Annotated in this window: 30 protein-coding genes; all 30 read left to right on the top strand. The window is 34.8% G+C overall.

All coding sequences use genetic code 11. From position 1 onward, the window contains the following. The first annotated feature begins 142 nt into the window (after nt 1-142). On the top strand, nt 143-550 hold the full coding sequence (gene rpsL, locus B2741_RS06040) for a 30S ribosomal protein S12 (RefSeq protein ID WP_026725646.1): 408 nt from the start codon (nt 143-145) through the stop codon (nt 548-550). Between the two features lie 24 nt (nt 551-574). Beyond that, the gene (gene rpsG, locus B2741_RS06035) at nt 575-1,051 is read left to right on the top strand and encodes a 30S ribosomal protein S7 (protein WP_073583337.1); all 477 of its coding nucleotides are present in this window, start codon (nt 575-577) and stop codon (nt 1,049-1,051) included. Nucleotides 1,052-1,062: 11 nt separating this feature from the next. After that, nucleotides 1,063-3,219 (top strand): elongation factor G, encoded by a 2,157-nt coding sequence (gene fusA, locus B2741_RS06030; protein WP_008254497.1) that lies wholly within the window; start codon nt 1,063-1,065, stop codon nt 3,217-3,219. A gap of 11 nt (nt 3,220-3,230) precedes the next feature. Beyond that, nucleotides 3,231-3,536: a 30S ribosomal protein S10 gene (gene rpsJ, locus B2741_RS06025; RefSeq protein WP_008254495.1), complete on the top strand. Its 306-nt coding sequence runs from the start codon at nt 3,231-3,233 to the stop codon at nt 3,534-3,536. A gap of 233 nt (nt 3,537-3,769) precedes the next feature. Next, a complete protein-coding gene (rplC, locus tag B2741_RS06020) occupies nt 3,770-4,387 on the top strand; it encodes a 50S ribosomal protein L3 (RefSeq protein WP_133609591.1) in 618 nt (205 codons plus the stop codon). Then, nucleotides 4,387-5,016 (top strand): 50S ribosomal protein L4, encoded by a 630-nt coding sequence (gene rplD, locus B2741_RS06015; RefSeq protein ID WP_008254492.1) that lies wholly within the window; start codon nt 4,387-4,389, stop codon nt 5,014-5,016. Before rplC ends, rplD begins: the two co-directional genes overlap by 1 nt. A gap of 7 nt (nt 5,017-5,023) precedes the next feature. Further along, complete coding sequence (gene rplW / locus B2741_RS06010) at nt 5,024-5,314, top strand: 50S ribosomal protein L23 (protein ID WP_133609593.1); 291 nt, start codon at nt 5,024-5,026, stop codon at nt 5,312-5,314. Nucleotides 5,315-5,320: 6 nt separating this feature from the next. Beyond that, the gene (gene rplB, locus B2741_RS06005) at nt 5,321-6,145 is read left to right on the top strand and encodes a 50S ribosomal protein L2 (protein ID WP_133609595.1); all 825 of its coding nucleotides are present in this window, start codon (nt 5,321-5,323) and stop codon (nt 6,143-6,145) included. 10 nt (nt 6,146-6,155) lie between these two features. Continuing rightward, entirely contained in the window at nt 6,156-6,434 is a 279-nt protein-coding gene (rpsS, locus tag B2741_RS06000; protein WP_008254487.1) for a 30S ribosomal protein S19, read from the top strand. 6 nt (nt 6,435-6,440) lie between these two features. Beyond that, nucleotides 6,441-6,851 carry a 50S ribosomal protein L22 gene (gene rplV, locus B2741_RS05995; protein WP_133609598.1) on the top strand — a complete coding sequence of 137 codons (411 nt, stop codon included), beginning with the start codon at nt 6,441-6,443 and terminating at the stop codon, nt 6,849-6,851. An 8-nt stretch (nt 6,852-6,859) separates the two neighbouring features. Then, nucleotides 6,860-7,594, top strand: a complete 735-nt coding sequence (gene rpsC / locus B2741_RS05990; protein ID WP_133609600.1) for a 30S ribosomal protein S3 — start codon at nt 6,860-6,862, stop codon at nt 7,592-7,594. Nucleotides 7,595-7,613: 19 nt separating this feature from the next. Further along, a complete protein-coding gene (rplP, locus tag B2741_RS05985; RefSeq protein WP_008254483.1) occupies nt 7,614-8,033 on the top strand; it encodes a 50S ribosomal protein L16 in 420 nt (139 codons plus the stop codon). A 12-nt stretch (nt 8,034-8,045) separates the two neighbouring features. Next, entirely contained in the window at nt 8,046-8,237 is a 192-nt protein-coding gene (gene rpmC / locus B2741_RS05980; protein WP_008254482.1) for a 50S ribosomal protein L29, read from the top strand. Between the two features lie 18 nt (nt 8,238-8,255). Next, nucleotides 8,256-8,513 carry a 30S ribosomal protein S17 gene (gene rpsQ, locus B2741_RS05975; RefSeq protein WP_008254481.1) on the top strand — a complete coding sequence of 86 codons (258 nt, stop codon included), beginning with the start codon at nt 8,256-8,258 and terminating at the stop codon, nt 8,511-8,513. A 2-nt stretch (nt 8,514-8,515) separates the two neighbouring features. Next, the gene (gene rplN, locus B2741_RS05970) at nt 8,516-8,884 is read left to right on the top strand and encodes a 50S ribosomal protein L14 (protein WP_007803649.1); all 369 of its coding nucleotides are present in this window, start codon (nt 8,516-8,518) and stop codon (nt 8,882-8,884) included. 11 nt (nt 8,885-8,895) lie between these two features. Then, nucleotides 8,896-9,210 carry a 50S ribosomal protein L24 gene (rplX, locus tag B2741_RS05965; RefSeq protein ID WP_133609602.1) on the top strand — a complete coding sequence of 105 codons (315 nt, stop codon included), beginning with the start codon at nt 8,896-8,898 and terminating at the stop codon, nt 9,208-9,210. Between the two features lie 2 nt (nt 9,211-9,212). Continuing rightward, nucleotides 9,213-9,764, top strand: coding sequence for a 50S ribosomal protein L5 (gene rplE / locus B2741_RS05960; protein WP_133609604.1), 552 nt, complete (start codon nt 9,213-9,215; stop codon nt 9,762-9,764). Nucleotides 9,765-9,767: 3 nt separating this feature from the next. After that, complete coding sequence (gene rpsN / locus B2741_RS05955) at nt 9,768-10,037, top strand: 30S ribosomal protein S14 (protein WP_133609606.1); 270 nt, start codon at nt 9,768-9,770, stop codon at nt 10,035-10,037. 105 nt (nt 10,038-10,142) lie between these two features. Continuing rightward, nucleotides 10,143-10,541: a 30S ribosomal protein S8 gene (gene rpsH, locus B2741_RS05950; RefSeq protein WP_133609608.1), complete on the top strand. Its 399-nt coding sequence runs from the start codon at nt 10,143-10,145 to the stop codon at nt 10,539-10,541. Nucleotides 10,542-10,556: 15 nt separating this feature from the next. Then, nucleotides 10,557-11,099: a 50S ribosomal protein L6 gene (gene rplF, locus B2741_RS05945; RefSeq protein WP_008254472.1), complete on the top strand. Its 543-nt coding sequence runs from the start codon at nt 10,557-10,559 to the stop codon at nt 11,097-11,099. Between the two features lie 11 nt (nt 11,100-11,110). Then, nucleotides 11,111-11,461, top strand: a complete 351-nt coding sequence (rplR, locus tag B2741_RS05940) for a 50S ribosomal protein L18 (RefSeq protein ID WP_026725631.1) — start codon at nt 11,111-11,113, stop codon at nt 11,459-11,461. Between the two features lie 6 nt (nt 11,462-11,467). Beyond that, on the top strand, nt 11,468-11,992 hold the full coding sequence (gene rpsE, locus B2741_RS05935) for a 30S ribosomal protein S5 (RefSeq protein ID WP_133609610.1): 525 nt from the start codon (nt 11,468-11,470) through the stop codon (nt 11,990-11,992). Between the two features lie 13 nt (nt 11,993-12,005). Continuing rightward, on the top strand, nt 12,006-12,188 hold the full coding sequence (gene rpmD / locus B2741_RS05930; RefSeq protein WP_111566953.1) for a 50S ribosomal protein L30: 183 nt from the start codon (nt 12,006-12,008) through the stop codon (nt 12,186-12,188). Between the two features lie 12 nt (nt 12,189-12,200). Then, nucleotides 12,201-12,653 (top strand): 50S ribosomal protein L15, encoded by a 453-nt coding sequence (gene rplO / locus B2741_RS05925; protein WP_133609614.1) that lies wholly within the window; start codon nt 12,201-12,203, stop codon nt 12,651-12,653. 12 nt (nt 12,654-12,665) lie between these two features. After that, nucleotides 12,666-14,009, top strand: a complete 1,344-nt coding sequence (gene secY, locus B2741_RS05920; RefSeq protein ID WP_111566952.1) for a preprotein translocase subunit SecY — start codon at nt 12,666-12,668, stop codon at nt 14,007-14,009. 5 nt (nt 14,010-14,014) lie between these two features. Further along, a complete protein-coding gene (gene infA / locus B2741_RS05915; protein WP_008254466.1) occupies nt 14,015-14,230 on the top strand; it encodes a translation initiation factor IF-1 in 216 nt (71 codons plus the stop codon). 10 nt (nt 14,231-14,240) lie between these two features. Next, on the top strand, nt 14,241-14,357 hold the full coding sequence (gene ykgO / locus B2741_RS05910; protein ID WP_002987490.1) for a type B 50S ribosomal protein L36: 117 nt from the start codon (nt 14,241-14,243) through the stop codon (nt 14,355-14,357). 2 nt (nt 14,358-14,359) lie between these two features. Further along, a complete protein-coding gene (gene rpsM / locus B2741_RS05905) occupies nt 14,360-14,734 on the top strand; it encodes a 30S ribosomal protein S13 (RefSeq protein WP_026725625.1) in 375 nt (124 codons plus the stop codon). A gap of 11 nt (nt 14,735-14,745) precedes the next feature. Further along, the gene (gene rpsK, locus B2741_RS05900; protein ID WP_008254446.1) at nt 14,746-15,129 is read left to right on the top strand and encodes a 30S ribosomal protein S11; all 384 of its coding nucleotides are present in this window, start codon (nt 14,746-14,748) and stop codon (nt 15,127-15,129) included. Between the two features lie 84 nt (nt 15,130-15,213). Beyond that, complete coding sequence (rpsD, locus tag B2741_RS05895) at nt 15,214-15,819, top strand: 30S ribosomal protein S4 (protein WP_291136312.1); 606 nt, start codon at nt 15,214-15,216, stop codon at nt 15,817-15,819. Nucleotides 15,820-15,835 lie beyond the last annotated feature (16 nt).

Here is a 15,835-nt window from a genome sequence, read left to right as displayed (position 1 = left end):
TCAATACAAATCAAAACACTACCAAAATACAATCGTATTGAAAATTAATAAATTATGATTTGGAAAGTAAAAAATAATTCCTACATTTGCAACCCCGTAAAAAGCGGGAATTTTAAACAGTAAAAATTTTTAGTATTTAATTATGCCAACAATTCAACAATTAGTAAGAACAGGGAGAACCCAAATAACTAAGAAGAGTAAATCGGCTGCTTTAGATTCTTGTCCTCAAAGAAGAGGTGTGTGTACTCGTGTTTACACAACAACTCCTAAAAAACCAAACTCAGCAATGAGAAAGGTAGCTAGGGTTCGTTTAACAAACGGTAACGAGGTGAATGCGTACATTCCTGGAGAAGGTCACAATCTACAAGAGCACTCGATAGTATTAGTTAGAGGTGGAAGAGTAAAAGATTTACCAGGTGTACGTTACCACATCGTACGTGGAGCATTAGATACTGCGGGTGTTGCAGGAAGAACACAACGTAGATCTAAGTATGGAGCAAAACGTCCAAAACCAGGACAAGCACCTGCACCAACTGGAAAGAAAAAGTAATTTAAAATCTTTTAAAGAAAAGACATGAGAAAAAGAGCGGCCAAAAAAAGACCACTTTTACCAGATCCAAAATTTAACGATCAGTTAGTAACACGTTTTGTAAACAACTTAATGTGGGATGGTAAAAAATCAACAGCTTTTAAAGTTTTCTATGATGCATTAGAAATCGTTGAAACTAAAAAGCAAGATGCAGAAAAATCTGCTTTAGAGATTTGGAAAGATGCATTAACAAATGTTATGCCTCACGTAGAAGTTCGTTCACGTAGAGTGGGTGGAGCTACATTCCAAATTCCAATGCAAATTCGTCCAGATAGAAAGATTTCTTATGCTATCAAATGGATGATTCTTTATGCAAGAAGAAGAAACGAAAAATCAATGGCAGGTAAATTAGCTTCTGAAATCTTAGCTGCGGCTAAAGAAGAAGGTGCTGCTGTTAAGAAAAGAATGGATACTCACAAAATGGCAGATGCTAATAAAGCATTCTCTCACTTTAGATTTTAATTCGTACAGAAATGGCTAGAGATTTAAAATATACAAGAAATATTGGAATTGCTGCTCACATTGATGCTGGTAAAACAACAACAACTGAGCGTATCTTATTCTATACAGGAAAATCACACAAAATTGGTGAAGTACACGATGGTGCTGCAACAATGGACTGGATGGCACAAGAGCAAGAAAGAGGTATTACAATTACTTCAGCTGCTACAACTTGTGAATGGAATTTCCCAACAGAGCAAGGTAAAGTATTGCCAGAAACATTACCATACCACTTTAATATTATCGATACACCGGGACACGTTGACTTTACAGTTGAGGTAAACCGTTCGTTACGTGTATTAGATGGTTTAGTGTTCTTATTTAGTGCGGTTGATGGTGTTGAGCCTCAGTCTGAAACTAACTGGAGATTAGCTGACCAATATAGAGTTCCACGTATGGGATTCGTAAACAAAATGGACCGTCAAGGTTCTAACTTCTTAAATGTTTGTCAACAAGTTAGAGATATGTTAAAATCTAACGCTGTTGCAATTACTTTACCAATTGGTGAAGAAAATGACTTTAAAGGAGTTGTTGACTTAGTAAAAAACCAAGCTATTATTTGGCATGACGAAACTCAAGGGGCAACTTTTGATATCGTGCCTATTCCAGCTGATATGGTTGACGAAGTAAAAGAGTATCGTTCAATTTTAATTGAAGAGATTGCTACTTACGACGAAAACTTGTTGGAAAAATACATGGAAGATGAGAACTCTATTACTGAGGAAGAAATCAATACAGCTTTAAGAGCTGCTACAATTGATATGGCTATCATTCCTATGATTGCTGGTTCTTCTTTCAAAAATAAAGGTGTTCAGTTCATGTTAGATGCAGTATGTAAATACTTACCATCTCCAATGGATAAAGAAGGTATCGAAGGAATTCACCCTGATGATGCTGATTTATTAGAAGAAGATCAAAAGAAAATTTTACGTCGTCCTGATCCAAAAGAGCCGTTCGCAGCTTTAGCATTTAAAATTGCTACTGACCCTTATGTTGGTCGTTTAGCTTTCTTCCGTGCTTATTCAGGTCGTTTAGATGCAGGTTCTTATATCTTGAACACTCGTTCTGGAAACAAAGAGCGTATATCTCGTATTTACCAAATGCACGCTAACAAACAAAATCCAATCGAATATATTGAGGCTGGAGATATTGGAGCTGCTGTAGGATTTAAAGATATCAAGACTGGAGATACAATGTGTGATGAAAAACACCCAATTATTCTTGAGTCAATGAAATTTCCTGATCCTGTAATTGGTATAGCAATTGAGCCAAAAACAAAAGCTGACGTAGATAAAATGGGTATGGCTTTAGCTAAATTAGCTGAAGAAGATCCAACGTTTACAGTTAGAACTGATGAGGCTTCAGGTCAAACGATTATTTCAGGTATGGGTGAGTTACACTTAGACATTCTTGTAGATCGTATGAAACGTGAGTTTAAAGTTGAGGTGAACCAAGGTGAGCCACAAGTAGAATATAAAGAAGCGTTCACAAAATCGGCACAACACAGAGAAACTTATAAAAAGCAATCTGGAGGTCGTGGTAAATTTGGTGATATCGTATTCCGTTTAGAACCTGCTGATTTAGTAGACGGTAAAGCTCCTATGGGATTACAGTTTGTTAATGAAGTTAAAGGTGGTAACGTACCAAAAGAATATATTCCAGCTGTTGAAAAAGGTTTCAGAGAAGCTATGAAAGCAGGTCCTTTAGCAGGATATGCAGTAGATAGTTTAAAAGTAACTTTATTAGACGGATCTTTCCACCCTGTGGATTCTGATGCTCTTTCTTTCGAATTAGCAGCTAAAATGGGATATAAAGAAGTAGGTCGTGCTGCTGGTGCAGTTATTCTTGAGCCAATCATGAAAATCGAAGTTATTACTCCAGAAGAAAACATGGGTGATATCGTAGGTGACTTGAACCGTCGTAGAGGTCAAGTAAATGACATGGGTGACAGAAATGGTGCTAAAACTATCAAAGCAGATGTGCCTTTATCAGAAATGTTTGGTTATGTAACAACATTAAGAACATTATCATCAGGTAGAGCTACATCAACAATGGAGTTTTCACATTATGCAGAAACACCTTCTAATATTTCAGAAGCTGTAATCAAAAAAGCAAAAGGTAACGCTTAATTTTTAAGAAAATGAGTCAAAAAATCAGAATAAAATTAAAATCTTACGATCACATGTTGGTTGATAAATCAGCAGAGAAGATTGTAAAAACTGTAAAAAGTACAGGTGCAGTAGTAACGGGTCCAATTCCATTACCAACTCACAAAAAGATTTTTACTGTATTACGTTCTCCACACGTTAATAAAAAATCAAGAGAGCAGTTCGAATTAAGTTCATACAAGAGACTATTAGATATCTATAGTTCTTCTTCAAAAACTATCGATGCTTTAATGAAATTAGAATTACCTAGTGGTGTTGAAGTAGAAATCAAAGTATAATTGATTTAGATTGCAATCGCAATAAACATAAAAAACCGTCAATGTTAATAGCATTACGGTTTTTTTCTTACCATATTTAGTGAGTGAAATTGCCTTTTTTGAAGGAAATTTCACTTAACTATTTATTTTTGCGATAATTAAAAAATAATTTATATATTTGCACCCTCAAAATGAGTAGTGTGCAAATACTATTTGTTGTATAAAAAAGAGTTTAATTAATTAATTAGTTTAATATGTCTGGGTTAATCGGAAGAAAAATTGGCATGACTAGCATCTTTGATGAGAACGGGAAAAATATTCCTTGTACTGTAATCGAGTGTGGTCCATGCGTTGTTACCCAAGTCAGAACCAATGAAGTAGACGGATATTCTGCTATTCAGTTAGGTTTCGATGACAAAGCTGAAAAACGTTCTATTAAAGCTGAGTTAGGTCACTTTAAGAAAGCGGGAACAGCTGCAAAGAAAAAAGTCGTTGAATTCAAAGGTTTTGAACAGGAGTACAAATTAGGCGATGTAATCGCCGTTGACTTATTCGCTGAAGGTGAATTTGTTGATGTATTAGGAGTTTCTAAAGGAAAAGGATTCCAAGGGGTTGTTAAGCGTCATGGTTTTGGCGGTGTTGGACAAGCGACACACGGTCAACATAACCGTTTAAGAGCGCCAGGATCTGTAGGAGCGTCATCTTATCCATCTAGAGTATTCAAAGGAATGCGTATGGCTGGAAGAATGGGAGGAGATAATGTAACAGTACAAAACCTTAGAGTTTTAAAAGTGGTAGGTGAGAAAAATCTTTTAGTAATAAAAGGTTGTGTTCCAGGTCACAAAAACTCTTATGTAATCATTCAGAAGTAATGGAAGTAAAAGTTTTAGATATCAACGGAAAAGAAACTGGAAGAAAAGTTCAACTTTCTGATTCAGTTTTCGCAATCGAGCCAAACAAACATGCTGTATATTTAGATGTAAAGCAATATTTGGCTAATCAAAGACAAGGAAACCACAAAGCTAAAGAAAGAGCTGAAGTTGCAGGAAGTACTCGTAAAATTAAAAAACAAAAAGGAACTGGTACTGCTCGTGCAGGATCTGCAAAAAACCCTTTGTTTAAAGGTGGAGGTACAGTTTTTGGACCAAGACCAAGAAGCTACTCATTTAAATTGAACAAAAACTTAAAAAGATTAGCTCGTAAATCAGCTTTATCTTTAAAAGTAAATGAGTCAAATTTAGTAGTAGTTGAAGATTTTACATTTGACACACCAAGCACTAAAAATTTCATTAACGTATTGAAGTCTTTAGGGTTAGATAATAAAAAATCTTTATTTGTGTTGGGCGATTCAAATAAAAATGTATATTTGTCGTCACGCAATTTAAAAGCGTCTAGCGTTGTAACTACTTCAGAATTAAGTACTTATGCAATTTTAAATGCAAAAAGTTTAGTTCTTTTAGAAGGTGCTGTAGACGGAATTGAAGCTAATTTAAGTAAATAATAAGATTATGAGTATCATAATTAAGCCTATTATAACTGAGAAAATAACTAAAGATGGTGAAATTTTTAACCGTTTTGGTTTTGTAGTTGCAAAAACTGCTAACAAAATTCAGATCAAAAATGCTATTGAAGCAGCTTTTGGTGTAAATGTAGTTGCAGTTAATACAATGAACTATAGAGCTGATAGAAGTGTTAAATATACTAAAAGTGGTTTAATCAGTGGGAAAACAAATGCTTACAAAAAAGCAATTGTACAAGTTCAAGAGGGAGAAACAATAGATTTTTATACTAATATCTAATAGAAAATGTCAGTTAGAAAATTAAAACCTATTACCCCGGGTCAGCGATTTAGAGTTGTTAATAGCTTTGACACTATTACAACTGATAAGCCGGAGCGTTCATTGATCGCACCGAAAAAAAACTCTGGAGGTAGAAATAGTCAAGGAAAAATGACCATGCGTTACACAGGCGGTGGTCACAAACAAAAGTATCGTATTATTGATTTTAAAAGAACTAAAGTTGGAATTCCAGCTACAGTTAAAACTATCGAGTATGATCCAAATCGTTCAGCTTTTATTTCATTATTATTTTATGCTGATGGAGCTAAAACTTACATCATTGCACAAAATGGATTACAAGTTGGACAAACTGTAGTTTCAGGTCCAGATGCATCTCCAGAAATTGGAAATGCAATGCCTTTAAGTAAAATTCCTCTAGGAACTGTTATTTCGTGTATCGAATTAAGACCAGGTCAAGGAGCTGTAATTGCTCGTTCTGCAGGAACTTTCGCTCAGTTGATGGCAAGAGATGGAAAATATGCAACAATTAAAATGCCTTCAGGAGAAACAAGATTAATCTTGTTAACTTGTTCAGCTACTATTGGAGCAGTTTCTAACTCTGATCACCAATTAATCGTATCAGGTAAAGCTGGTAGATCAAGATGGTTAGGTAGAAGACCAAGAACAAGACCAGTAGCAATGAACCCAGTTGATCACCCTATGGGAGGTGGTGAAGGACGTTCATCTGGAGGTCATCCACGTTCTAGAAAAGGTTTACCTGCTAAAGGTTATAGAACTCGTTCTAAAGTTAACCCGAGTAATAAGTATATTGTAGAACGTAGAAAGAAATAATTAGATAGACATGGCACGTTCATTAAAAAAAGGACCATTTGTTCACTTTAAATTAGAGAAGAAAGTTCAAGAAAATATCGCAGGTGGTAATAAAGGTGTTGTTAAGACTTGGTCTAGAGCATCTATGATTACTCCAGATTTCGTTGGACAGACTATCGCAGTTCACAATGGTCGTCAGTTTGTACCAGTTTACGTTACAGAAAACATGGTAGGACACAAATTAGGAGAGTTTTCACCAACAAGATCTTTTAGAGGTCATGCTGGGGCTAAAAATAAAGGTAAAAAATAAGAAGCAATGGGAGTTCGTAAAAGAGAAGTTGCGGATGCAAGAAAAGAGGCTAATAAGTCTATTGCATTTGCTAAATTAAATAACTGTCCAACTTCACCTAGAAAAATGCGTTTAGTTGCAGATTTAGTAAGAGGTCAGAAAGTTGAACTAGCTCTTAATATTTTAAGATTTAGTCAAAAAGAAGCTTCAAGAAAATTAGAGAAATTGTTGTTATCTGCCATAAATAATTATGTACAGAAAAACGAAGATGCTAATTTAGAAGAAGCAGGCTTATTTGTAAAAACGATTACAGTTGATGGCGGAATGATGTTAAAAAGACTTCGTCCAGCACCACAAGGTCGTGCACACAGAATTAGAAAACGTTCTAACCACGTAACAATCGTGTTAGGATCAAATAATAACACACAAAGCAATTAATAAACAGTATGGGACAAAAGACAAATCCAATAGGAAATAGACTTGGTATCATCAGAGGGTGGGACTCAAACTGGTATGGTGGAAATGATTACGGTGATAAAATCGCTGAAGATTATAAAATCAGAAAGTATATCCATGCTCGTTTATCTAAAGCAAGTGTATCAAAAATAATTATCGAGAGAACTTTAAAACTTGTAACCGTTACTATCACTACTGCTAGACCTGGTATTATTATCGGAAAAGGTGGTCAAGAGGTAGACAAGTTAAAAGAAGAACTTAAGAAAATTACTGACAAAGAAGTTCAAATCAACATCTTTGAAATTAAAAGACCTGAACTTGATGCTTATTTAGTAGCTACAAGTATCGCTCGTCAAATTGAAAGTAGAATTTCTTACAGACGTGCAATTAAAATGGCTATTGCTGCTGCAATGCGTATGAACGCAGAAGGTATCAAAGTACAAATTTCTGGTCGTTTGAATGGAGCTGAAATGGCACGTTCAGAAAACTTCAAAGAAGGTAGAATTCCTTTATCAACTTTCAGAGCTGATATTGATTATTCATTAGGTGAGGCACATACTACTTATGGTAGAATGGGTATCAAAGTATGGATAATGAAAGGTGAGGTTTATGGAAAAAGAGATCTTTCTCCGTTAGTAGGAATGGACAAGCAAAAGTCTAAACCTTCAGGATCTTCTGCTCCAAAAAGAGATGGAAATAAGCCAAACGCACGCAAAAGAAAGTAATTATTTAAACTAAAGAAAAATGTTACAGCCTAAAAGAACAAAATACCGTAAGGTACAGAAAGGTAGAATGAAAGGCGTTTCTCAAAGAGGACACGAGCTTTCAAATGGAATGTTTGGTATCAAATCTTTAGATTCTTCATTTATTACTTCTCGTCAAATTGAAGCAGCTCGTATTGCAGCAACACGTTTCATGAAAAGAGAAGGTCAATTATGGATCAAAATATTTCCAGATAAACCTATTACAAAGAAACCATTAGAAGTACGTATGGGTAAAGGTAAAGGTGCAGTTGAGTATTGGGCTGCAGTTGTTAAACCTGGTAAAATTATGTTTGAAGTTGGAGGAGTTCCTCTATCAGTTGCAAAAGAAGCTTTACGCTTAGCAGCTCAAAAACTTCCTGTTAAAACTAAGTTTATCGTTGCTAGAGATTTCGAAGCATAATCAAAATTTATTATGAAACAATCAGAAATTAAAAATCTATCTGCAGCTGAGTTACAAGAACAACTTAGTCAGTTAAAGAAAACGTATACCGACCTAAAAAATGCTCATGCAATTTCGCCAATCCAAAATCCTCTTCAATTAAGAGGTTTGAGAAGATCAGTTGCGAGATTACATACAGAGTTAACTAAAAGAGAGTTACAATAATTGTAGACTAGCTGAAAGATGGAAAAAAGAAATTTAAGAAAAGAGAGAATAGGTGTGGTGACTTCAAACAAAATGGAGAAATCTATTGTTGTGTCACAAACTACAAAAGTGAAACACCCATTATACGGTAAGTTCGTGTTAAAAACTAAAAAATACGTTGCACACGACGAAACAAACGATTGTAACATTGGAGATACAGTAAAGATCATGGAAACAAGACCTTTATCTAAATCAAAATGTTGGAGATTAGTTGAAATCATTGAAAGAGCTAAGTAATTATGGTACAACAAGAGTCAAGATTAAAAGTAGCAGATAATACGGGAGCTAAAGAAGTTTTAACTATCCGTGTTTTAGGAGGAACGAAACGTCGTTATGCCTCTGTTGGTGACAAAATTGTAGTTTCAATTAAAGATGCAACTCCAAACGGAAACGTTAAAAAAGGAGCGGTATCAACTGCAGTGGTTGTACGTACCAAAAAAGAAGTGAGAAGAGCTGATGGATCTTACATCCGTTTTGACGATAACGCATGTGTATTGTTAAACGCTGCAGGAGAAATGAGAGGAACTCGTGTTTTTGGTCCAGTTGCCAGAGAACTTCGTGAAAAACAATTCATGAAAATTGTATCATTAGCACCAGAAGTGCTTTAATTCTTATACAAATGATAAAGCTAAAAATAAAATCAGGAGATATCGTAAGAGTTATTGCTGGAGACCACAAAGGTTCTGAAGGTAAAATTGTACGTGTTCTTCGTGAGAAAAACAAAGCGATTGTTGAAGGAGTTAACATGGTTTCGAAACATACAAAACCAAGTGCAAAAAACCCTCAAGGAGGAATCGTTAAGAAAGAAGCTCCTATCCATGTGTCTAACTTGTCTTTAATTGACCCAAAGTCAAAAGAAGCAACTAAAGTTGGTTTCAAACAAGAAGGAGACAAGAAAGTGAGATTTTCAAAAAAATCTAATCAAGTACTATAGTTATGGCATATATTCCTAGACTAAAAGAAGAATATAAGAGCAGAGTAATTGCTGCTCTTACAGAAGAATTCGGTTACAAAAACGTAATGCAAGTTCCTAAACTTGAAAAAATCGTTGTAAGCCGTGGAGTTGGTGCAGCAGTATCTGACAAAAAGTTAGTAGACTACGCTGTTGAAGAAATGACAAAAATTACTGGGCAAAAAGCAGTTGCTACTATTTCTAAAAAAGACGTTGCGTCTTTCAAATTGAGAAAAGGTATGCCAATTGGTGCTAAAGTAACTTTACGTGGAGAAAGAATGTATGAATTCTTAGATAGATTGATTACTTCATCTTTACCACGTGTTAGAGATTTCAGCGGAATTAAATCTACTGGATTTGACGGAAGAGGTAACTATAACTTAGGTGTACTTGAACAAATCATTTTTCCAGAAATTGATATTGATAAAGTAAACAAAATCTCAGGATTTGATATTACCTTCGTAACTTCTGCAGAAACAGATAAAGAAGCAAAAGCATTATTAGCGGAATTAGGATTACCTTTTAAAAAGAATTAAGACATGGCTAAAGAATCAATGAAAGCCCGTGAGGTGAAAAGAATTGCATTAGTAGAAAAGTATGCTGAGAAAAGAAAAGCTTTAAAAGAAGCTGGAGATTTCGAAGGATTACAAAAATTACCAAAAAATTCTTGTCCAGTTAGAGTACACAATCGTTGTAAATTAACAGGTAGACCAAGAGGGTATATGCGTCAGTTTGGTCTTTCACGTGTAACGTTCCGTGAAATGGCTAATCAAGGATTAATTCCTGGTGTTAAAAAAGCATCTTGGTAATCTCGGAAAAAGTTATTACTTTTGCAATCCAATAAAAAAGTTTAATTGGTTAAAGGTTCAATCCGCTGAGGGCGGATTGAAAACCATAGCCGCAATTCTATACATATGTATACAGATCCAATTGCCGATTATCTTACGAGAGTTAGAAATGCAGTGAGAGCTAACCACAAAGTGGTTGAAATTCCAGCATCTAACATGAAAAAAGAAATCACAAAGATTTTATTCGATCAAGGATATATCTTAAGTTACAAATTCGAAGACAACTCTGTACAGGGTTCAATCAAAATTGCGCTTAAATATGATAAAGACACGAAAGAGTCAGTTATCAAAGATATCCAAAGAATTAGTAAACCAGGTTTACGTAAATATGCAGGTTCATCTGACTTACCTAGAATCTTAAATGGTTTAGGTATTGCTATTGTTTCTACATCAAAAGGTTTGATGACAGGAAAACAAGCTAAGCAATTAAACGTTGGTGGCGAAGTTATTTGTTACGTATATTAATAAAAAGACGAGACAATGTCAAGAATAGGTAAAAATCCAATTGCAATTCCAGCAGGAGTAACTGTAGAAGTTAAAGAAGCTGTAGTTACAGTAAAAGGAAAATTAGGCGAGCTTACTCAAGAATTTTCTGATGTAACCGTTAAAATCGAAGATAACCAAGTTATCGTTGAGCGTTCATCAGATCATAAAGATGAGAGAGCGAAACACGGACTTTATCGTTCATTAATCAACAATATGATTGTTGGTGTTTCTGAAGGCTTTACAAAACAATTAGAATTAGTTGGAGTTGGATACAGAGCTTCTAATCAAGGTCAAAAACTTGATTTAGCTTTAGGATTCTCTCATAACATTGTTTTAGATGTTGTAAGTGAAGTTACTGTTGAAACAGTATCAGAAAAAGGTAAAAATCCGATAGTGAAATTATCATCATTCGACAAACAATTATTAGGTCAAGTAGCTGCGAAGATCAGAGGTTTCCGCAAACCTGAGCCATATAAAGGAAAAGGAGTTAAGTTTGTAGGAGAAGAACTAAGAAGAAAAGCAGGTAAATCAGCTTAAAAATTAAGACTATGTCATTAACGAAATCTGAAAGAAGACAAAGAATTAAGTTCAGAATCAGAAAGATTGTAAGCGGAACTGCTGCTCAACCAAGACTTTCTGTATTCAGAAGTAATAAAGAAATCTATGCGCAAATCATAGATGACGTAAACGGTACAACTTTAGTTGCTGCTTCATCGAGAGATAAAGAAGTTGCTCAAGGAACTGCTGTTGAAACTGCAAAAGCAGTTGGTAAATTAGTTGCTGAAAAAGCACTTAAAGCAGGTATTTCAACAATCTCTTTTGATAGAGGTGGGTATTTATACCATGGACGTGTGAAATCATTAGCTGAAGGAGCTAGAGAAGCTGGACTTAAATTCTAAGAAATTATGTATCATAATTATAAAAACGTAGAGATTGTAAAACCAGGAGGTCTTGAATTAAAAGACCGTTTGGTGAGTGTAAATCGTGTTACTAAAGTTACTAAAGGAGGTAGAGCATTTGGTTTCTCTGCTATCGTAGTGGTTGGTGATGAAAACGGTGTAGTTGGTCATGGATTAGGAAAATCTAAAGATGTTTCTGAAGCAATCGCTAAAGCGGTGGAAGATGCTAAGAAAAACTTAGTTAGAATTCCTTTACAGGGACAATCTGTTCCTCATGAGCAAAAAGGTAAATTTGGTGGTGCTAGAGTATTTTTAATGCCTGCTTCACACGGTACTGGAGTTATTGCTGGTGGTGCTGTTCGTGCGGTATTAGAATCTGTAGGTGTTCACGATGTATTATCTAAATCACAAGGTTCTTCAAACCCTCATAACGTAGTTAAAGCAACTTTTGATGCTTTATTACAAATGAGAAGCGCTTTAACGGTAGCTAAACAAAGAGGAGTATCTTTAGAAAAAGTATTCAAAGGTTAATCAACAGGAAATCATGGCAAAATTAAAAGTAAAACAAGTAAGAAGTAAAATCAATTGTCCTCTTGATCAAAAGAGAACTTTGGAAGCTTTAGGTCTTCGTAAAATGGGACAAGTTGTTGAGCATGATGCAAATCCTGCTATCCTTGGAATGGTAAATAAAGTTAAACACTTAGTTTCTGTTGAAGAAACTAAATAACACTATACAGTTATGAATTTAAGTAACTTACAACCAGCTGAAGGTTCTACGCACAATCAAAATAAAAGAGTAGGTAGAGGAGAAGGTTCTGGAAAAGGTGGTACCGCTGCACGTGGACACAAAGGAGCAAAATCTCGTTCTGGTTATTCTAAGAAAATTGGTTTTGAAGGTGGTCAAATGCCACTTCAAAGACGTGTACCTAAGTTTGGTTTCAAGAACATTAATAGAGTAGAATATCAAGGTATCAATCTTGATTCGTTACAATTATTAGTAGATAACGGTGTAGTTACCGATACAGTAGACTTTACTGTATTTGTAGATACTCGTTTAGCTACAAAAAATAGCTTAGTAAAGATTTTAGGAAGAGGTGAGCTAAAAACAAAACTTAAAGTAAGTGCTCACAAATTTACTGCATCTGCAAAAGCGGCTATCGAGGCTGCTGGTGGAGAAGCTGTAACTTTATAATCCTTTAGTAAAATGAAGAAATTTATAGATTCATTCATCAACGTTTGGAAAATCGAAGAGTTAAAAAATAGAATTTTATTAACTCTTGGATTATTATTAGTGTACCGTTTCGGTGCTCAAGTAACCCTTCCGGGGATTGATGCTACTAAATTGACAAATCTTACAAACCAAACTGATGAAGGTATTGGATGGTTAATTAATGTATTTACAGGAGGTGCGTTTTCGCAAGCTTCTGTATTTGCATTGGGTATCATGCCATACATATCAGCTTCTATCGTAGTTCAATTAATGGGAATTGCGGTGCCATATTTACAAAAATTACAAAAAGACGGTGAAAGTGGAAGAAAGAAAATTAACCAAATTACAAGATGGTTAACAATCTTAATTACTTTAGTTCAAGGTCCTGGTTATATCTATAACTTGTACAGAACTTTACCAGGTGAAGCATTTATGCTAACTGGACCAACATTCATCTTCTCTTCAGTACTAATCTTAGTTACTGGAACTATTTTTGCAATGTGGTTAGGAGAAAAAATTACCGATAAAGGTATTGGTAATGGTATTTCTTTATTGATAATGGTAGGTATTATTGCAAGAATGCCACAAGCATTTATTCAAGAGTTTTCATCTAGAACTTCTCAAGCAAACGGAGGTGTTATGATGATTGTAATCGAATTAATACTTTGGTTCTTAGTAATAATTGCATGTATTTTATTGGTAATGGCTGTAAGAAAAATTCCAGTACAGTATGCAAGACGTACCGTTTCTGGGGATTTTGAAGAAGACATGATGGGAGGTAACAGACAGTTTATCCCATTAAAGTTAAATGCATCAGGTGTTATGCCGATCATTTTTGCGCAAGCTATTATGTTTATTCCAGCTGCTGTTTCTGGTTTGGCTAAAGAATCAGACACTGCACTTTCTATTGCAGGAATGTTCAACGATCCATTCGGTTTAGTATATAATATTGTTTTTGCTTTGTTAATCGTAATTTTTACGTACTTTTACACCGCAATTACTGTACCAACTAATAAGATGGCAGATGATTTAAAAAGAAGCGGAGGTTTTATACCAGGTGTTAAGCCAGGTGTTGAAACTGGAGATTACCTAGATAAAATTATGTCATTAATCACTTTTCCAGGATCATTATTTCTTGCTTTAGTGGCTGTGTTCCCAGCTGTTGCAGTAAGTTTACTTGGAGTTCAAGGTGCTTGGGGTTATTTTTATGGTGGTACTTCTTTATTAATCATGGTTGGAGTTGCAATAGACACTATTCAGCAAATAAATTCTTATTTATTGAATAAACACTATGATGGTTTGATGAAAAGTGGTAAAAATAGAAAAGCAGTAGCTTAATTTTTATGGCAAAACAATCAGCAATAGAACAAGACGGAACAATCATTGAAGCATTATCAAATGCGATGTTTCGTGTAGAGTTAGAAAACGGACACATTGTAATTGCTCATATCTCTGGAAAAATGCGTATGCATTACATTAAATTGTTACCAGGTGACAAGGTAAAACTTGAAATGAGCCCTTATGATTTGTCTAAAGCAAGAATTACTTATAGATACTAAAGCTATTAAAATGAAAGTAAGAGCATCAGTTAAAAAGAGAAGTGCCGAGTGCATTATTGTACGTAGAAAAGGAAGATTATACGTTATTAACAAAAAGAATCCTAGATTTAAACAAAGACAAGGATAATTATGGCAAGAATTGCAGGGGTAGATATACCTAAACAAAAAAGAGGAATCATTGCTTTAACATACATATTTGGTATTGGTAGAAGCAGAGCTAAAGATATATTAGCTAAAGCTCAAGTGAGCGAAGACAAGAAAGTTCAAGATTGGAATGATGACGAGATCGGAGCAATTCGTGAAGCGGTATCTTATTTCAAAATTGAAGGTGAATTGCGTTCAGAAGTTCAATTAAACATCAAACGTTTAATGGATATTGGATGTCAAAGAGGTATTCGTCACAGAGCTGGACTTCCATTAAGAGGTCAAAGAACTAAAAACAACTCTAGAACTAGAAAAGGTAAGAGAAAAACTGTTGCTAACAAGAAAAAAGCAACTAAATAATAAGTAATAATATGGCTAAAGCAACAGCAAAAAAACGTAAAGTTATCGTTGAATCTTCGGGAGAAGCACATATTAATGCTACTTTTAACAACATCATCATCTCGTTAACAAACAAGAAAGGTGAAGTTATTTCTTGGTCTTCAGCTGGTAAAATGGGCTTTAGAGGTTCTAAAAAGAATACTCCTTATGCAGCTCAAATGGCAGCAGAAGATTGTAGTAAAGTAGCTCTTGAAGCTGGACTAAAGAAAGTAAAAGTTTATGTGAAAGGACCAGGAAACGGAAGAGAATCTGCAATCAGATCTATTCACAATTCTGGAGTTGAAGTTACAGAAATCATTGATGTAACTCCAATGCCACATAACGGATGTCGTCCTCCAAAAAGAAGAAGAGTATAATTTAAGTATAACACAGGTAGGTTTAAAATTATCGAAGGATATAAGACCTGAATTCATAATTCCTACCTTTTTTAATTTTTTAAAATGGCAAGATATACTGGTCCAAAAACTAAGATTGCTCGTAAATTTGGCGAAGCAATATTCGGAGAAGACAAATCCTTCGAAAAAAGAAATTACCCTCCAGGGCAACATGGTTTAGCTAAAAAGAGAGGTAAAAAATCTGAATATGCAGTTCAGTTAATGGAAAAGCAAAAAGCGAAGTACACTTACGGAATTCTTGAAAAACAATTCAGAAACTTATTCAAAAAAGCATCTGCTGCTTCTGGTGTAACAGGTGAAATTTTATTACAATTATGTGAAGCTCGTTTAGATAACGTAGTTTACAGAATGGGTGTTGCGCCTTCTCGTAGAGCAGCTCGTCAAATTGTATCTCACAGACATATCACTGTTAACGGTGAACTTGTTAATGTACCTTCTTACCACTTAAAAGCTGGTGATAAAGTTGCAGTACGTGAAAAATCAAAATCTCTTGAAGCTATCGAACGTTCTTTAGCAAGTTCTTCTCAAGTTTATGAGTGGATTACATGGAACAATGATACTAAAGAAGGTACTTTTGTTTCTGTACCTCAAAGACTTCAGATTCCAGAAAATATTAAAGAACAACTAATCGTTGAGTTGTATAACAAATAATAATTGACTTTAGTCG

Source organism: Flavobacterium sp. UBA7663 (assembly GCF_002483315.1).
Taxonomy (GTDB): domain Bacteria; phylum Bacteroidota; class Bacteroidia; order Flavobacteriales; family Flavobacteriaceae; genus Flavobacterium.
The sequence above is the reverse complement of the archived record's forward strand: the minus strand, read 5'-3'. Positions and strand labels throughout refer to the sequence as shown.

Bases quoted from the DNA above. Each gene is read 5' to 3' on its own strand.
- rpsL (WP_026725646.1), top strand. From the start codon at position 143: ATGCCAACAATTCAACAATTAGTAAGAACAGGGAGAACCCAAATAACT.
- rpsG (WP_073583337.1), top strand. From the start codon at position 575: ATGAGAAAAAGAGCGGCCAAAAAAAGACCACTTTTACCAGATCCAAAA.
- fusA (WP_008254497.1), top strand. From the start codon at position 1,063: ATGGCTAGAGATTTAAAATATACAAGAAATATTGGAATTGCTGCTCAC.
- rpsJ (WP_008254495.1), top strand. From the start codon at position 3,231: ATGAGTCAAAAAATCAGAATAAAATTAAAATCTTACGATCACATGTTG.
- rplC (WP_133609591.1), top strand. From the start codon at position 3,770: ATGTCTGGGTTAATCGGAAGAAAAATTGGCATGACTAGCATCTTTGAT.
- rplD (WP_008254492.1), top strand. From the start codon at position 4,387: ATGGAAGTAAAAGTTTTAGATATCAACGGAAAAGAAACTGGAAGAAAA.
- rplW (WP_133609593.1), top strand. From the start codon at position 5,024: ATGAGTATCATAATTAAGCCTATTATAACTGAGAAAATAACTAAAGAT.
- rplB (WP_133609595.1), top strand. From the start codon at position 5,321: ATGTCAGTTAGAAAATTAAAACCTATTACCCCGGGTCAGCGATTTAGA.
- rpsS (WP_008254487.1), top strand. From the start codon at position 6,156: ATGGCACGTTCATTAAAAAAAGGACCATTTGTTCACTTTAAATTAGAG.
- rplV (WP_133609598.1), top strand. From the start codon at position 6,441: ATGGGAGTTCGTAAAAGAGAAGTTGCGGATGCAAGAAAAGAGGCTAAT.
- rpsC (WP_133609600.1), top strand. From the start codon at position 6,860: ATGGGACAAAAGACAAATCCAATAGGAAATAGACTTGGTATCATCAGA.
- rplP (WP_008254483.1), top strand. From the start codon at position 7,614: ATGTTACAGCCTAAAAGAACAAAATACCGTAAGGTACAGAAAGGTAGA.
- rpmC (WP_008254482.1), top strand. From the start codon at position 8,046: ATGAAACAATCAGAAATTAAAAATCTATCTGCAGCTGAGTTACAAGAA.
- rpsQ (WP_008254481.1), top strand. From the start codon at position 8,256: ATGGAAAAAAGAAATTTAAGAAAAGAGAGAATAGGTGTGGTGACTTCA.
- rplN (WP_007803649.1), top strand. From the start codon at position 8,516: ATGGTACAACAAGAGTCAAGATTAAAAGTAGCAGATAATACGGGAGCT.
- rplX (WP_133609602.1), top strand. From the start codon at position 8,896: ATGATAAAGCTAAAAATAAAATCAGGAGATATCGTAAGAGTTATTGCT.
- rplE (WP_133609604.1), top strand. From the start codon at position 9,213: ATGGCATATATTCCTAGACTAAAAGAAGAATATAAGAGCAGAGTAATT.
- rpsN (WP_133609606.1), top strand. From the start codon at position 9,768: ATGGCTAAAGAATCAATGAAAGCCCGTGAGGTGAAAAGAATTGCATTA.
- rpsH (WP_133609608.1), top strand. From the start codon at position 10,143: ATGTATACAGATCCAATTGCCGATTATCTTACGAGAGTTAGAAATGCA.
- rplF (WP_008254472.1), top strand. From the start codon at position 10,557: ATGTCAAGAATAGGTAAAAATCCAATTGCAATTCCAGCAGGAGTAACT.
- rplR (WP_026725631.1), top strand. From the start codon at position 11,111: ATGTCATTAACGAAATCTGAAAGAAGACAAAGAATTAAGTTCAGAATC.
- rpsE (WP_133609610.1), top strand. From the start codon at position 11,468: ATGTATCATAATTATAAAAACGTAGAGATTGTAAAACCAGGAGGTCTT.
- rpmD (WP_111566953.1), top strand. From the start codon at position 12,006: ATGGCAAAATTAAAAGTAAAACAAGTAAGAAGTAAAATCAATTGTCCT.
- rplO (WP_133609614.1), top strand. From the start codon at position 12,201: ATGAATTTAAGTAACTTACAACCAGCTGAAGGTTCTACGCACAATCAA.
- secY (WP_111566952.1), top strand. From the start codon at position 12,666: ATGAAGAAATTTATAGATTCATTCATCAACGTTTGGAAAATCGAAGAG.
- infA (WP_008254466.1), top strand. From the start codon at position 14,015: ATGGCAAAACAATCAGCAATAGAACAAGACGGAACAATCATTGAAGCA.
- ykgO (WP_002987490.1), top strand. From the start codon at position 14,241: ATGAAAGTAAGAGCATCAGTTAAAAAGAGAAGTGCCGAGTGCATTATT.
- rpsM (WP_026725625.1), top strand. From the start codon at position 14,360: ATGGCAAGAATTGCAGGGGTAGATATACCTAAACAAAAAAGAGGAATC.
- rpsK (WP_008254446.1), top strand. From the start codon at position 14,746: ATGGCTAAAGCAACAGCAAAAAAACGTAAAGTTATCGTTGAATCTTCG.
- rpsD (WP_291136312.1), top strand. From the start codon at position 15,214: ATGGCAAGATATACTGGTCCAAAAACTAAGATTGCTCGTAAATTTGGC.